Consider the following 13,261-nt stretch of genomic DNA (forward strand, 5'->3'; position numbering starts at 1 on the left):
CGATGGTGAACCACCGGACCCCGTCGTGGTGAAGCTCGCCCTCCGCTCGGGCCTGCGCTGGAAGGTCAGCCTGGCCATCGCCGGGGTCAGCGCGCTCGTGGCGGTCGCGCTCAGCCTCGTCGTGCACAACGCGGCGCGGCTGTCGATGCTCGACAACAGCCGGGACGTGATGGACGAGCGCGTCCAGATCGCCCAGCGGTACTACGAGAACACCGGCCGGCTGATGCTCCACGCCAAGGTCGACGACCCCACGCTGCCCCAGCAGCTGCGGGACGCCGCCGCGGTGGGGCTGCGCGCCACCTACCTCCAGGACTCCGCCGGCAACGGCACCCCGGAGGTCTGGGCCTCGGTGCCGCTGCGCAACGGCAAGATCCTCTCGATACACACCAAGTTCAAGGACCGCTTCTCGATCATCGACACCCTGGACCGGGTGCTGATCATCGGCTCGGTCTCCGTGGTGCTCGGCGGCACCGCCCTGGGCATCCTCATCGGCGGCCAGCTCTCCCGGCGGCTGCGCAAGGCCGCCACCGCCGCCCGCAAGGTCGCCGACGGCGACCCCGAGGTGCGGGTGCGCGAGGCCATCGGCGGCCGGGTGCGCGACGAGACGGACGACCTGGCGCGCGCCGTCGACGGCATGGCCGAGGCGCTCCAGGACCGGCTGGAGGCCGAGCGGCGGGTCACGGCCGACATCGCCCACGAGCTGCGCACGCCCGTCACCGGCCTGCTCACGGCCGCCGAGCTGCTGCCGCCGGGCCGCCCCACCGAGCTCGTGCGCGACCGGGCGCAGGCGATGCGCACCCTGGTCGAGGACGTCCTGGAGGTCGCCCGGCTGGACGGCTTCGCGGAGCGCGCCGAGATGCAGGACATCCGGCTCGGGGAGTTCGTGACGCGCCGGGTGCGGATCGTGGAGCCGGACGCCCGGGTCAAGGTCGTCCGCGAGGCGTACGTCTCCACCGACCCGCGCCGTCTGGAGCGGATCCTCGGCAACCTCCTCGCCAACGCCGCCAAGCACGGCCGGGGCCCCTTCGAGGTCACGGTCGAGGGGCGGGTGCTGCGCGTGCGCGACCACGGCCCGGGCTTCCCGGAGGAGCTCCTGGAGAAGGGCCCGAGCCGCTTCCGCACGGGCAGCAAGGACCGCGCGGGCAAGGGCCACGGCCTGGGTCTGACGATCGCGGCCGGCCAGGCCCGCGTCCTGGGGGCGCGCCTCACGTTCCGCAACGCGGATCCGGAGGTGGAGGGCGGTACGGGCGCGATCGCGGTGCTGTGGCTGCCGGAGTCGGCGCCGACGAGCACGGGGAGCTTCCCGATCATCCGGGTGCCGGACTGATCATCCGGGTACCGGACTGAGGGCGGCCGGGGAAACCCGGCCGGGGAGGACATCTCCCCGCGGTGGCCGGGGAATTCGAGACCCGCGCGCGCCGCCACGGGAAACGAGGCCCACGAGTCGGCCCCCGGTGATTACGGGAAGAGACGGGCGGGAAGAGACGGGCGGGAAAAGGCCCGCGCGGCGGCCACCCACCGCTCACCCGCTCACATCGGGTCGACGCATTCCCCCCAGTCCTTGGCCAGGTCCAATCGCTCACGCCGCTCGGTCAGGGAAAACCAGTTACCCGAGTCGTCCCGCAGAATCGCCTCGGTCCCATAAGGCCGTTCCTGCGGTTCCTGGAGGAATTCCACGCCCCTCCCCCGCAGCGTCTCGTAATCCCGCCGGACGTCGTCCGTGCTCAGCACCCCCGCCCCCAGCACGCCCTTGTCGATCAGCTTCCGCACGGCCTCGGCGGACTCCGGGTCCAGCCCGGGCGGGCCGGGGACCATCAGGGTGAGCTCGACGTCCGGCTGGCTCCTGGCGCCGACCGTCAGCCAGCGCATGCCCTCGTCGCCCCCCACGGTCATGTCGGTGCGGACCTCCAGACCGAGCTTCTCGGTGTAGAACTCCTTCGCCCGGTCCTGGTCGAGGACCCAGACGGTGGTGATGGCGATGCCCTTGATCATGGCGTGCTCCCGGGGTGCGTACGGCCGGGCGTTCGTACCGCCTCACGACCACCGTAGGCACGGCCCGCGCCGCCCGCCCCCCCGGGAACGACCGGGCCGGGAACGACGAAACCGGCGCACCGCGCGGAGGCGGTGCGCCGGCTCGTGACCGACCGGTGCGCTTCGGGTGCGCTACGGGTCAGAGGGTCTCGCCGTGGGCCTTCAGGAAGCCGACCGGCTCGACGGCGGTGCCGTAGTTCGGGGTCGTACGGATCTCGAAGTGCAGGTGGGGGCCGGAAGAGTTGCCGGTGGAGCCCGACAGGCCGATCTCCTGGCCGGTGGTCACGGTCTGGCCGACCGAGACCTTCACCAGCGAGAGGTGCGCGTACTGCGAGTACGTGTTGTCGTCGTGCTTGATCACGATGGCGTTGCCGTACGCGGGACCGTCGCCGCCACCGTTGGGGCCGGCCTTCACGACCGTACCGCCGTGCACGGCCTTCACGGACGTACCGGTGTTCACGACCAGGTCCTGGCCGCTGTGCTTGCTGGCCCACATGGCGCCGGACTTACCGAAGGGCTGGCCGACCTGGTAGCCCTCGACGGGCGAGACCCAGGCGTCCGCACGCTTGCGGCTGGCCTCGGCGGCGCCGCGGGCGTCCGCGGCACGCTTCTCGGCGTCCTTCTTGGCCTGCTCCTGCGCGGCCTTGTCCTTGGCCGCGGCCTTCAGCTGCGTCTCGCCCTGCGCGTGCAGGACGTCGTCCAGGGCCGCGACGGACGCGAAGGCCGGGAGCTGCGCCTGCGAGGTGGTGTCGGCCGCCAGCGCCACACCGGTTCCGAGCGCGAGCGAGGCTCCGAGGCCGGCGGCCACGACGGCGGCACGGTTGCGGAGAACGGACGTGCCGGAATTACGGAAAGCGGCGAGCTTCGACATAAACAAATACCTCCAGGCAGGAATGGGTCCCGGCTGCGAACTTCACGAACCGGGATCGCCCTACCTTGGTAACCCGCATTCGCCGCCCTGCCAAGGACGGCCTCTACTAGCGAATGCAGTAGAGGGGAGGGGGTGGGCGGAGCCCTGTCCGGGACGGGTTCCGGGCCCGATATGCGGGTTCCCGGAGGCTTTTGCAAGACCATTTGGCAGGCCATTGTTCTGCTATTCGCCGTAGTATGTGACCCACGCCCTATGGGCCGTATCACCGCGAATGGACTTTCGGCCTTCCCCGTTCCGGGACCAAAGGCCCGCCCCCGGCGGTACGCTCCCGGCAGCAGACGTACGGACGCGCGCACACAGCCGGGGGGCCACCGCGATGGGCAACGATTCCCGCTTCTCCCACCTTGAGGACGTCGAGCTGGCGGACGCCGTACAGGCGGTCCGGGAGGGCCTCACGACGGCCGCGGCACGCGGTCAGGGCGAGGAGATCGTCTTCGACGTCGGCGAGATCTCCATGGAGTTCACCGTCGAGATCCGCCGGGACGCGACGGGCAAGGGCGGGGTGAAGGCCTGGGTGATCAGCGCGGACGCCGAGGCGTCCCGCGGCTCCACCCGGACCCACCGGGTCGCCTTCACCCTCACCCCGAAGGACGCCCGCACGGGCGGCGGCGTGCGCGTGGGGAACGAGCGCCCGGGCGGCGTCTCGCGGTTCGGCTCCACGGGGCGGTGATCCCGTCCGGGGACGGCCCGGGGCCCGCGCGGCCCGCGCCGTCGGTGGCGGACCGCCTGGTGGCCGTCATGGCCGGCGCACAGGGCAGTGGGGTGCTCCTGACCCCGACGCTCGTGCTGACCAGCGCGCACGTCCTGGACGCCGGCTCGGGCGAGGGCGGCGCCGGCGGTCGGGGGCCGCACGCGCTCGCCCTCGGCGGGCACCTGTCCGACCCGGTGCCCTGCGAGGTGGTGTGGAAGGGGGAGACCGGCGCCCGCGACGCCGCCCTGCTGCTCGCCGAGCGTCCGCTGGTGCACGCGGCACGGCTGGGCCCCTTGCGCTGGGGCGTCTGCGTCACGTGGAAGCCGATGACCGGCTGCCAGGCGATGGGGTTCCCACAGGTGCAGCGCTCCCCCGACGGCAGCCTGGAGGCGGTGCAGGTGCCGGGCACGCTGACCCCGCTTTCGGGGAGCCTGCGCAGACGGTACGTCCTGCGCACGGACCACCACCCGCCCGTCGGCGGATCCGGCGGCTCCCCCTGGGCCGGCCTGTCCGGAGGGCCGGTACTCGCCGGGCAGGTGCTGATCGGCATCGTCAGCGAGGACCCGCCCGGCTGGGACCACTCGGCCGTCGACGCCGTACCACTGATCCAGATCGTCAGCAGCGCCGACTTCTGGTCCGCACTCCGGAAGCACTGGCCGGAGGCCCCTTCCCTCCTGGTGGAGGAGGTGTTCTCGGCCCACCCCGACGACCTCGCCTACGAGGCGGCCTACGCGAAGGCGGTCAAGGCCGCGTACAGCCGACTGGAGATCTTCGGCCTGGACGACCTGGGCTCCGGGGACAACACCTGGGACCTGGACACCGCCTACCTCAGCCTGGAGGCGCGGGCGCCCGGACAGGCCCCCGGGCCCGCCCGGGCCGGGGCGCAGCGTGTGGAGGACCTCCTCGGATCGCGCCCGCGGACCGTCCTGCGCGGCGAGGCGGGCGCGGGCAAGACCACGCTGGTGTGGTGGCTGGCCTCGCACGCGGCGTGCCACACGCTGCCGAGGAAGCTGGGCGCCCTGAACGGCCTGGTCCCGTTCGTGGTCCCGCTGCGCAGTCTGGCGGCTCAGGGCATCACCAGTCCCACCCCGTCCCAGCTGTCCACGATCGCCCGGCTGCCGGTGGACGCGCCGCCGCCGGGCTGGGCGGGCCGGGTGCTGGAATCCGGGCGCGCGCTGCTGCTCGTCGACGGCCTGGACGAGCTCCCCCGTGAGGACCGCGCCCCCGCCCGCCGATGGCTGGCCGAGCTCCTCCGGCTGCACCCCGCCACGCGCTGTCTGGTCACGGTGCGCCCGCTCGCCGTCGACCACGCGTGGCTGGAGGCCGAGGGCTTCGAGGAACTCCGGCTGCTGCCCATGAGCGACACGGACATCCAGTCGTTCGTGGCGGCGTGGCACGCGGCGGCCCGGCTGGAGTGCGAGGGCTACGCGGACGGGGAGCGGGCGAGACGGCAGCGGGAGCTGCTGGTGGAGCTGGAGGGCAATCTGACCCAGGAGTTCCGGCGTACGGCGGGCCTGCGGGACCTGGCCCGTACGCCGCTCCTGTGCGCGGTCGTCTGCGCCCTCCACCGGCGCCGGAGCGGCCTGCTGCCCCGTACCCGCTGGGAGCTCTACCGGGCGGCGCTCACCATGCTGCTCGGCGGCCGGGACGCCCACCGCCGCATCCACAGGCCCGAGGGCATGGAGCTGGAACCGGACGACGGCCGGCAGCTGCTCCAGCGCGTCGCCGTCTGGCTGGTCCGCAACGGCCGCGTGGAGCTCTCCCGGGAGCAGGCGGTGCGCCAGATCGCGCTCGCGATGCGGGGCCTGCGCCGGGTGCGGGACCAGGGCACGCCCGAGGAGGTCCTGACCCACCTCCTCAACCGCAGCGGGCTGCTCCAGGAGCGCACGAGGGACTCCGTGCAGTTCATCCACCGCACGTTCCAGGACTATCTGGCGGCGAAGGAGTTCCAGGACAGCGACTGCCTGGACGAGCTGCTGAGCCACGCGGCGGAGGAGCCCTGGCAGGACGTGATCAGGCTGGTGATCGGGCACTGCGGGAGGGCGGAGGAGCGGCGGGTCCTGGAGGGGGTGGCCGCCGCGGCGGACGCGGCGGCGGGGGTCGGTGCCGGGGAGGACGAGTGGGCGCTCCGGGCGCTTTCCGGGAATTGCGCGGCCGACGCGGCCTACCTGGACGACGATCTGCACGACAGGGTGTGGGGCGGAATCAAGGAGACCGCGGTCCGGCTCGCGTCGCCGGAAGCCGCCAGGCACCCGTCGGGCAATCTGAAGGAAGCGCTCACGAACATGCCGTGTCCGAGTGACTTCTCGGCCAGGGAAAAGGAACTCCTGATGACGCTGATCAGCCTCCGGGCGAACGGCTCCCCTCTGGTCTGACGGGTCGGAACGGTCAGGCTGGTCCGGCGGGCTGTCACGCCTGACCGGTCCGACGGAAAAGGCCGGCCCCGGAACCGGCGAACGGTTCCGGGGCCGGCCCCGGATCCCCTTGCGGGGATCCGGCTACCGCTTGTTTCTCAGGCGTCCTTCGAGAGGTTCGGGCCCGCGCCACCGGCGGTGGACTCGATCGGCGGGGTGTCCGGCAGCGCCGACTTCTCCTCGCCGCGGAAGGTGAACTTCTTCTCCTCACCCTCGCCCTCGATGCCCACGACCACGATGTGGCCCGAGCGCAGCTCACCGAAGAGGATCTTCTCCGAGAGGATGTCCTCGATCTCGCGCTGGATCGTGCGGCGCAGCGGGCGGGCGCCCAGGATCGGGTCGTAGCCACGCTTGGCGAGGAGCGACTTGGCCTCCGAGCTCAGCTCGATGCCCATGTCGCGGTCCTTCAGCCGCTCGTCCACCTTGGCGATCATGAGGTCGACGATCTGGATGATGTCTTCCTCGGTGAGCTGGTGGAAGACGACCGTGTCGTCGACGCGGTTGAGGAACTCGGGGCGGAAGTGCTGCTTGAGCTCTTCGTTGACCTTGGCCTTCATCCGCTCGTACCCGGTCTTGACGTCGCCCTGGGCGGCGAAGCCCAGGTTGAAGCCCTTGGAGATGTCCCGGGTGCCGAGGTTGGTCGTCATGATGATGACGGTGTTCTTGAAGTCGACGACCCGGCCCTGGGAGTCGGTCAGGCGACCGTCCTCCAGGATCTGGAGCAGCGAGTTGAAGATGTCCGGGTGGGCCTTCTCGACCTCGTCGAAGAGGACGACGGAGAACGGCTTGCGGCGCACCTTCTCGGTGAGCTGGCCGCCCTCTTCGTAGCCCACGTATCCGGGCGGGGAGCCGAAGAGGCGCGAGACGGTGTGCTTCTCGCTGAACTCCGACATGTCGAGGGAGATCAGGGCGTCCTCGTCGCCGAAGAGGAATTCGGCGAGCGTCTTGGACAGCTCCGTCTTACCGACACCGGACGGGCCGGCGAAGATGAAGGAGCCGCCGGGGCGCTTCGGGTCCTTGAGGCCCGCACGCGTGCGCCGGATGGCCTGGGAGAGCGCCTTGATGGCGTCCTTCTGGCCGATGACGCGCTTGTGCAGCTCGTCCTCCATGCGCAGCAGGCGGGAGGACTCCTCCTCCGTCAGCTTGAAGACCGGGATGCCGGTGGCCGTCGCGAGGACCTCGGCGATCAGGTCGCCGTCGACCTCGGCGACGACGTCCATGTCGCCGGCCTTCCACTCCTTCTCGCGCTTCGCCTTGGCGGCGAGGAGCTGCTTCTCCTTGTCGCGCAGCGAGGCGGCCTTCTCGAAGTCCTGCGAGTCGATCGCGGACTCCTTGTCCCGGCGCACGTCGGCGATCTTCTCGTCGAACTCGCGGAGGTCCGGCGGCGCGGTCATCCGGCGGATGCGCATCCGGGAGCCGGCCTCGTCGATCAGGTCGATCGCCTTGTCCGGCAGGAAGCGGTCGGAGATGTAGCGGTCGGCCAGCTGGGCGGCCTGGACCAGGGCCTCGTCCGTGATGGAGACGCGGTGGTGCGCCTCGTAACGGTCGCGGAGACCCTTGAGGATCTCGATGGTGTGCGGCAGCGAGGGCTCGGCGACCTGGATGGGCTGGAAGCGGCGCTCGAGGGCGGCGTCCTTCTCCAGGTGCTTGCGGTACTCGTCCAGCGTGGTGGCGCCGATGGTCTGGAGCTCGCCCCGGGCCAGCATGGGCTTGAGGATGCTCGCGGCGTCGATCGCGCCCTCGGCGGCGCCCGCACCCACCAGGGTGTGGAGCTCGTCGATGAACAGGATGATGTCGCCGCGGGTGCGGATCTCCTTGAGGACCTTCTTCAGGCGCTCCTCGAAGTCACCGCGGTAGCGGGAGCCGGCGACCAGGGCGCCGAGGTCGAGGGTGTAGAGGTGCTTGTCCTTGAGGGTCTCGGGCACCTCGCCCTTGACGATGGCCTGGGCCAGTCCCTCGACGACGGCGGTCTTGCCGACGCCGGGCTCGCCGATGAGGACCGGGTTGTTCTTGGTACGGCGGGACAGCACCTGCATGACCCGCTCGATCTCCTTCTCGCGCCCGATGACCGGGTCGAGCTTGGATTCGCGGGCGGCCTGCGTGAGGTTGCGGCCGAACTGGTCCAGGACGAGCGAGGTCGAGGGGGTGCCCTCGGCCGGGCCGCCGGCGGTGGCGGCCTCCTTGCCCTGGTAGCCGGAGAGCAGCTGGATGACCTGCTGCCGCACCCGGTTCAGATCGGCGCCCAGCTTCACGAGGACCTGGGCGGCGACGCCCTCGCCCTCGCGGATCAGGCCGAGCAGGATGTGCTCCGTACCGATGTAGTTGTGGCCGAGCTGGAGGGCCTCGCGGAGCGACAGCTCCAGGACCTTCTTGGCACGGGGAGTGAAGGGAATGTGCCCGGACGGGGCCTGCTGGCCCTGACCGATGATCTCCTCCACCTGCTGGCGGACCGCCTCGAGCGAAATCCCGAGGCTCTCCAGGGCCTTAGCGGCGACACCCTCACCCTCATGGATCAGGCCCAGGAGAATGTGCTCGGTGCCGATGTAGTTGTGGTTGAGCATCCGGGCTTCTTCCTGAGCCAGGACGACAACCCGCCGCGCGCGGTCGGTGAACCTCTCGAACATCGTTAATCGCTCCTCAGAGCGGTCAGGCAGTTAGGGGTCGGTCCCCTCCCTGTCCTTCCGCATGCTAGTCCCGTGGGACGGGACAGCTCATTCCAACTGCCGACATCCGTCCGGATCACCCCCGCGGTGGCGGGAGAAACCTGCTGCCGAACAGCCGACAACTCCTCCAACCCGATGGTGGGAGACGATGTTCCCGCAGGCCAGGGATATACGCCCACCACCACTACGCCCATGGCGAACGCCCGCTCGGCCCGACACGCCCGCCCGCGGCCCGGGTGGTGCGCTCCGCGCGCTGCTATACCGCCTCTTCCCACTGGGAATGTCCTACCCGCAAGCATTGACAATCCATGCGGCGCGAACACCCTCCATCCGCTACGGGCGAACACCCCCGCGCCACCTGGAGCCCCCGCGCGCCCCTCACTCCTTATACGGAGCGTGCCCAACTATCAACCCTGCGTAACCTCTTGAGAGTTTCACAGTTGCACCGCGTATGACCGCAACCCTCCCGGGCCCCTGTGTTCCCCCGTGTCCATGGTGCCAGGCGCGCCGGTGGTACGAGCACGGGCTGCGGTGGCCCACCGCGGGGGTGTGCTCCCAGGCGCCCCTGACCCTGCTCACCGGGGCGCGGTTCGACGCCCTGGACCTACCCGTGGACGCCGGCTTCGCGGTGCTGCGGCGCGTCGGGCGGACCGGACCGGTCGCGCTCGACGGTCGGGCGCGCAGGCTGCGCTTCCTGATCGCCGCGGGCAGCGCGGACGAGCTGCCCGGGCTGCTCGACTGGCTGGAGTGGGGCGGGGTGGCCCTGGATCTGACCGCTCTGGGTGCGGGCGGCCGGATCGTCGCGCCGGTGCCGCGCTCCACAGGGGACCGCGGGCGCCTCGGGGCGCTCGGCGCGGGGAGGGCCGTATGGGTACGGCCTCCCGAGCCGGGGCGCGAGGTCGAGCCGACACTTCCGGTGACCGGACTCGGGGGCGAGGGGGGCGCCCCCGATCTCGTACGGCTCGTGAGCGCGGCGGCGACGGAATGCCACCGGGCCCGTTTGCTGCGCGCCGGGGAGGCGCGCACACGCCGGCCGACGGGAGATCAGCCGTTGGCCTTCTCGTACGCCTCACGGATGTCGGCGGGGACACGGCCGCGGTCGTTGACGTTGTAGCCGTTCTTCTTGGCCCACGCGCGGATCTTCGCGGTGTCGGGGCTGCCACCCGTGGCGCCGGCGCGCACCTTGCTCCGGCCGGCCGCGGCGCGGCCACCCGTGCGACGGCCGCTCTTGGTGTACGGCTCCAGCAGGCCGCGCAGCTTGTCGGCGTTGGCCGTCGTGAGGTCGATCTCGTAGGTCTTGCCGTCGAGCGCGAACGTCACGGTCTCGTCCGCCTCGCCACCGTCGAGGTCATCGACAAGAAGGACCTGAACCTTCTGTGCCACGGGGAATCCTTTCAGTGGAAAATGGGATTACGGAGGAATAGCAAACCGCCTTTGCCGGAAAAACACAAACCCCCCGGGAAGGTTCAGCCCGCCTTCCGCGTGGGAACCATCCCTTCCGGAGGCATGTGATAGGGGCGCGATTCGGACATAGGGACCGCGATAGGGGTCGCGATCACAGATGCAGAAGCATCCGGCTGTTGCCAAGGGTGTTCGGCTTCACCCGTTCGAGACCCAGGAACTCGGCAACGCCCTCGTCATAGGAACGCAGCAGCTCGCTGTAGACATCACCGTCCACCGGCGTCTCACCGATCTCCACGAAGCCGTGCTTCGCGAAGAAGTCCACTTCGAAGGTGAGGCAGAAAATGCGCCGGACACCCAGCCAGCGCGCGGTCTGGAGCAGCTTGTCCAGTACCGAGTGACCGACGCCCGTCCCCCGGGCGGCCGGGTCGACGGCGAGAGTGCGTACCTCCGCGAGGTCTTCCCACATCACATGGAGTGCGCCGCAGGCGATGACGGTGCCGTCCGCGTCCCGCTCCGCCACCCAGAACTCCTGGATGTCCTCGTAAAGCGTGACGGTGGCTTTGTCGAGGAGGATGCGCTCGCGAACGTACGTGTTGAGGATGCGGCGGAGCGCGGGAACATCGCTGGTCCGAGCGCGGCGGACGGTGACGACATTAGATAGTGCGGGCATGGCGGGACGCTATCGTCCCGGAGGGCCCCCCGGCTCGCCGGGCCCGTCGAGTTGCACCACCCGGATCGCGTCGCGCAGGGCTTCGCGTTGTTCGGCCGACATCATCCCGAAGAAGGCCACGAGAGCGGCCGCGGGGTTGTCGCTGAGGGACCACGCTTCGTTCATCAGTGCGGCCGAGTAGGCGGCCCGGTTGGAGACCGCCTCATATCGATAGGCGCGGCCTTCCGCTTCCCGGCGCAGCCAGCCCTTCTGATACAGGTTGTCCATTACGGTCATCACGGTCGTGTACGCGATGGACCGTTCCTGTTGAAGGTCTTCCAGCACTTCTCGAACAGTGACCGGCCGGTTCCAGTCCCACACGCGCGTCATGACGGCGTCTTCCAGATCACCCAGGCGTCGAACCACACGCGAATAATAGTGGGAGATGTCTAGAATGCCGGTTTATCGGGGCGGCATAGTGGCAGCAAAAAAGGGCGCACGGCCGAGAATTGCGCTCTCGGTCCGTACGCCCTGGGGACGTACCGCGCCCTCATGGCCGCGCGCGTCCCGGCGACACCTCAGGCTTCGCCAGCCTTGGCGGGCTGTCCGGCACTCTCGGCGCGGGCGAGGGCGGCGTCGACGAAGGCGTCTTCCTTGCCCTTGTTCGCGCCACCCTGACTCTTGACGATCGTCACGACCAGGGCGGTGAATGCGACCGCCATCACCACGGGCGGCACCAGTGCGGCGACATAATCCATGGCCGTCGGCTCCTTCTGGGTCGGTATTGCACGGCTTGTGAGCGACCCGTCCAGATTACGCGCGCGTCAGGCGGGTCTGGCCTCGGGTCCCCGCACCGCGCCGGGCGGCGTCGGCTTGCGCCGGGGCGGGAACACCTCGCCCGGAGTGGGCACGGGACGTCCCGGGGTTCCCGGCCCTTTCGGGGCCTTCGGATCCGGCTTCGGGGCCGCCGGGTCCGGCCCGGGGGCGGGTTTCGGCTTCGGGTCCGGGCCGGCGGCCCCGGGGGCGGCCGACGCGCGGCCGCCGGGCAGGGCCAGCAGCCGGCCACGACCCGCCAGGGCCCCGTCGTGGGCGCTCCCGCGGTCCGCGAGACGGATCCGTACGTCCTGCTCGGCCAGGCGCTCGCAGCGGGCCAGCAGGGCGCGGCGGCGGCCCGCCTCCTCCCGGCCCGCGGGCGCCGCGCACAGACGGCGGAGGGCGGCCAGGTCGTCCGCTCCGGGCCGGTAGCCCGCCGCGAGGGCGTCCTGGAGGCGCTCCGCGTAGCCGGTGACGGCGCCGGGCAGGGCGGCGCGGTAGCGGGCGAGGTCGGCGAGGAGGAAGGCGCGCAGCCTGCCGCCCTCGCGGGCGGCCTCGTCCACGGCCTCCGCGAGCCGGAGGCACTCGCGCACCTCTTCGTCGCGCTCGGGGCCGGGGCGGCGGGGGACGGACTCGGGGTGAAGGGCGATGGCGAGGGCTCGGCGCAGCACGCGCAGTTCGTCCGCGCTGAACGCCATGCCGCCGCGGGATCCATAGGGCGTAGGCATGGGCTGACTTTAAGTGCTAAGCCGACAAATTTCGCTGAGCTGCCATTTCCGGGCGTGGCATCACCGGGAAAGCGGGCGGGGCGGCACCGGAAAGGGGGCATGACCGCACCGGAAAGGGGGTGCGGTCGCGGCGGAGGGGCGCGCGGGCCGGCACCCGAGGAGGGCGTGGCCGCGGCGGAGGGGCGCGCGGGCCGGCACCCGAAGAGGGCGTGACCGCGGTGGCAAGGGGCGCGTGGGCGGCCGGTCAGCGCTGTTTGCGGCGGACCCCCAGGGCGATGGCGCCCGCCGAGAGGGCGGTGCCGGAGGTGGTGGCGAGCAGCAGGGTCCCGTTGGTGTCGGGTTCGACGGGGGCCAGGGGAGCACGGTCCACGACCTCCACGCGGATCGGCGCGGTGTCGTTGTCCGGGTCCGGGTCGGGGGCGTCCGAGCCGTCGTGGTCGAGGACGCGCACCCGGCCCTCGGCGCCTTCGACCTTCTTGTCGATGCGGACCCGGAAGCGGAGCGTCTCGCGGTCGCCGGCCGGGAAGTCGTCAGCAATCACGCAGCGGTAGCGGACGGGGCCGGGCGAGGGCGTCGCGACGCAGGGCTGTCTGCCGTCGGCGCCCGGCGGGGGCGTCGCGATGACCGTGGTGCCCTCGGGGGCCGTCACCTCGTACGCGCCCGCGCCGTGGCCGCCGTGCCGACCGGCCGGGCCGGGGCCGCCGTTCCTGACGCCCAGCTCGACCTCGACGGTCTGGCCCACCCGGCCCACGACGGGCTGGGCGACGGCCTGGTAATCGGCGCGCGGCGGCGCGCCGGCCCATGCCGGGGCGGCGGCCAGGACCAGCCCGGCCGCTCCCGACGCGGCGATGGAGACCGCCGACCGCACCGTCCGTCTTCTGCCCATGAACCCCACGCCCATCATGTACACGATCATGCTCCGCAGCTGACAGGACAG

The 13,261-nt window shown here is 71.4% G+C and carries 13 protein-coding genes; 4 read left to right on the forward strand and 9 right to left on the reverse strand.

The features are described 5' to 3' along the window. Positions 1-25: 25 nt before the first annotated feature. Positions 26-1,327 (forward strand): two-component system sensor histidine kinase CseC, encoded by a 1,302-nt coding sequence (gene cseC, locus LUZ64_RS26760; protein ID WP_095579446.1) that lies wholly within the window; start codon positions 26-28, stop codon positions 1,325-1,327. Between the two features lie 203 nt (positions 1,328-1,530). On the opposite strand, the gene LUZ64_RS26765 is transcribed toward cseC, so the two are convergent. After that, positions 1,531-1,992 (reverse strand): VOC family protein, encoded by a 462-nt coding sequence (locus LUZ64_RS26765; protein WP_095579447.1) that lies wholly within the window; start codon positions 1,990-1,992, stop codon positions 1,531-1,533. 178 nt (positions 1,993-2,170) lie between these two features. Further along, entirely contained in the window at positions 2,171-2,902 is a 732-nt protein-coding gene (locus tag LUZ64_RS26770; protein ID WP_095579448.1) for a M23 family metallopeptidase, read from the reverse strand. 376 nt (positions 2,903-3,278) lie between these two features. Here LUZ64_RS26770 and LUZ64_RS26775 point away from each other — a divergent pair, with 376 nt between their 5' ends. Then, complete coding sequence (locus LUZ64_RS26775; RefSeq protein ID WP_095579449.1) at positions 3,279-3,632, forward strand: trypco2 family protein; 354 nt, start codon at positions 3,279-3,281, stop codon at positions 3,630-3,632. 68 nt (positions 3,633-3,700) lie between these two features. Further along, positions 3,701-6,028, forward strand: a complete 2,328-nt coding sequence (locus LUZ64_RS26780; RefSeq protein ID WP_143593034.1) for an NACHT domain-containing protein — start codon at positions 3,701-3,703, stop codon at positions 6,026-6,028. A 137-nt stretch (positions 6,029-6,165) separates the two neighbouring features. On the opposite strand, the gene LUZ64_RS26785 is transcribed toward LUZ64_RS26780, so the two are convergent. Next, complete coding sequence (locus LUZ64_RS26785) at positions 6,166-8,691, reverse strand: ATP-dependent Clp protease ATP-binding subunit (RefSeq protein WP_087926914.1); 2,526 nt, start codon at positions 8,689-8,691, stop codon at positions 6,166-6,168. A gap of 490 nt (positions 8,692-9,181) precedes the next feature. On the opposite strand from LUZ64_RS26785, the gene LUZ64_RS26790 reads away from it, so the two are divergent. Continuing rightward, positions 9,182-9,844: an SCO3374 family protein gene (locus tag LUZ64_RS26790; protein WP_232390368.1), complete on the forward strand. Its 663-nt coding sequence runs from the start codon at positions 9,182-9,184 to the stop codon at positions 9,842-9,844. On the opposite strand, the gene LUZ64_RS26795 is transcribed toward LUZ64_RS26790, so the two are convergent. The 6 genes from LUZ64_RS26795 to LUZ64_RS26820 all read right to left on the reverse strand — a co-directional run bounded on the left by LUZ64_RS26795 (position 9,775) and on the right by LUZ64_RS26820 (position 13,240). Continuing rightward, positions 9,775-10,113 carry a histone-like nucleoid-structuring protein Lsr2 gene (locus LUZ64_RS26795; protein ID WP_087926915.1) on the reverse strand — a complete coding sequence of 113 codons (339 nt, stop codon included), beginning with the start codon at positions 10,111-10,113 and terminating at the stop codon, positions 9,775-9,777. The two genes, LUZ64_RS26790 and LUZ64_RS26795, sit on opposite strands and share 70 nt — an antisense overlap. 172 nt (positions 10,114-10,285) lie before the next feature. Then, a complete protein-coding gene (locus tag LUZ64_RS26800) occupies positions 10,286-10,804 on the reverse strand; it encodes an amino-acid N-acetyltransferase (RefSeq protein ID WP_095579451.1) in 519 nt (172 codons plus the stop codon). A 9-nt stretch (positions 10,805-10,813) separates the two neighbouring features. Further along, a complete protein-coding gene (locus LUZ64_RS26805; protein ID WP_087926917.1) occupies positions 10,814-11,209 on the reverse strand; it encodes a BlaI/MecI/CopY family transcriptional regulator in 396 nt (131 codons plus the stop codon). Positions 11,210-11,361: 152 nt separating this feature from the next. Further along, the gene (locus LUZ64_RS26810; protein ID WP_095579452.1) at positions 11,362-11,541 is read right to left on the reverse strand and encodes a hypothetical protein; all 180 of its coding nucleotides are present in this window, start codon (positions 11,539-11,541) and stop codon (positions 11,362-11,364) included. A gap of 66 nt (positions 11,542-11,607) precedes the next feature. Beyond that, complete coding sequence (locus tag LUZ64_RS26815) at positions 11,608-12,324, reverse strand: hypothetical protein (RefSeq protein ID WP_095579453.1); 717 nt, start codon at positions 12,322-12,324, stop codon at positions 11,608-11,610. A 244-nt stretch (positions 12,325-12,568) separates the two neighbouring features. Further along, a complete protein-coding gene (locus LUZ64_RS26820) occupies positions 12,569-13,240 on the reverse strand; it encodes a hypothetical protein (protein ID WP_095579454.1) in 672 nt (223 codons plus the stop codon). Between the last annotated feature and the right edge of the window lie 21 nt (positions 13,241-13,261).

This window comes from Streptomyces albireticuli (genome assembly GCF_021228125.1).
Classification (GTDB): Bacteria; Actinomycetota; Actinomycetes; order Streptomycetales; family Streptomycetaceae; genus Streptomyces; species Streptomyces albireticuli.

Coding starts and splice junctions, on each gene's coding strand:
- LUZ64_RS26810 (WP_095579452.1), bottom strand. CDS start 11,541: ATGGATTATGTCGCCGCACTGGTGCCGCCCGTGGTGATGGCGGTCGCA.
- LUZ64_RS26780 (WP_143593034.1), top strand. CDS start 3,701: ATGGCCGGCGCACAGGGCAGTGGGGTGCTCCTGACCCCGACGCTCGTG.
- LUZ64_RS26800 (WP_095579451.1), bottom strand. CDS start 10,804: ATGCCCGCACTATCTAATGTCGTCACCGTCCGCCGCGCTCGGACCAGC.
- LUZ64_RS26775 (WP_095579449.1), top strand. CDS start 3,279: ATGGGCAACGATTCCCGCTTCTCCCACCTTGAGGACGTCGAGCTGGCG.
- LUZ64_RS26785 (WP_087926914.1), bottom strand. CDS start 8,691: ATGTTCGAGAGGTTCACCGACCGCGCGCGGCGGGTTGTCGTCCTGGCT.
- LUZ64_RS26765 (WP_095579447.1), bottom strand. CDS start 1,992: ATGATCAAGGGCATCGCCATCACCACCGTCTGGGTCCTCGACCAGGAC.
- LUZ64_RS26820 (WP_095579454.1), bottom strand. CDS start 13,240: ATGATCGTGTACATGATGGGCGTGGGGTTCATGGGCAGAAGACGGACG.
- LUZ64_RS26815 (WP_095579453.1), bottom strand. CDS start 12,324: ATGCCTACGCCCTATGGATCCCGCGGCGGCATGGCGTTCAGCGCGGAC.
- LUZ64_RS26790 (WP_232390368.1), top strand. CDS start 9,182: ATGACCGCAACCCTCCCGGGCCCCTGTGTTCCCCCGTGTCCATGGTGC.
- LUZ64_RS26770 (WP_095579448.1), bottom strand. CDS start 2,902: ATGTCGAAGCTCGCCGCTTTCCGTAATTCCGGCACGTCCGTTCTCCGC.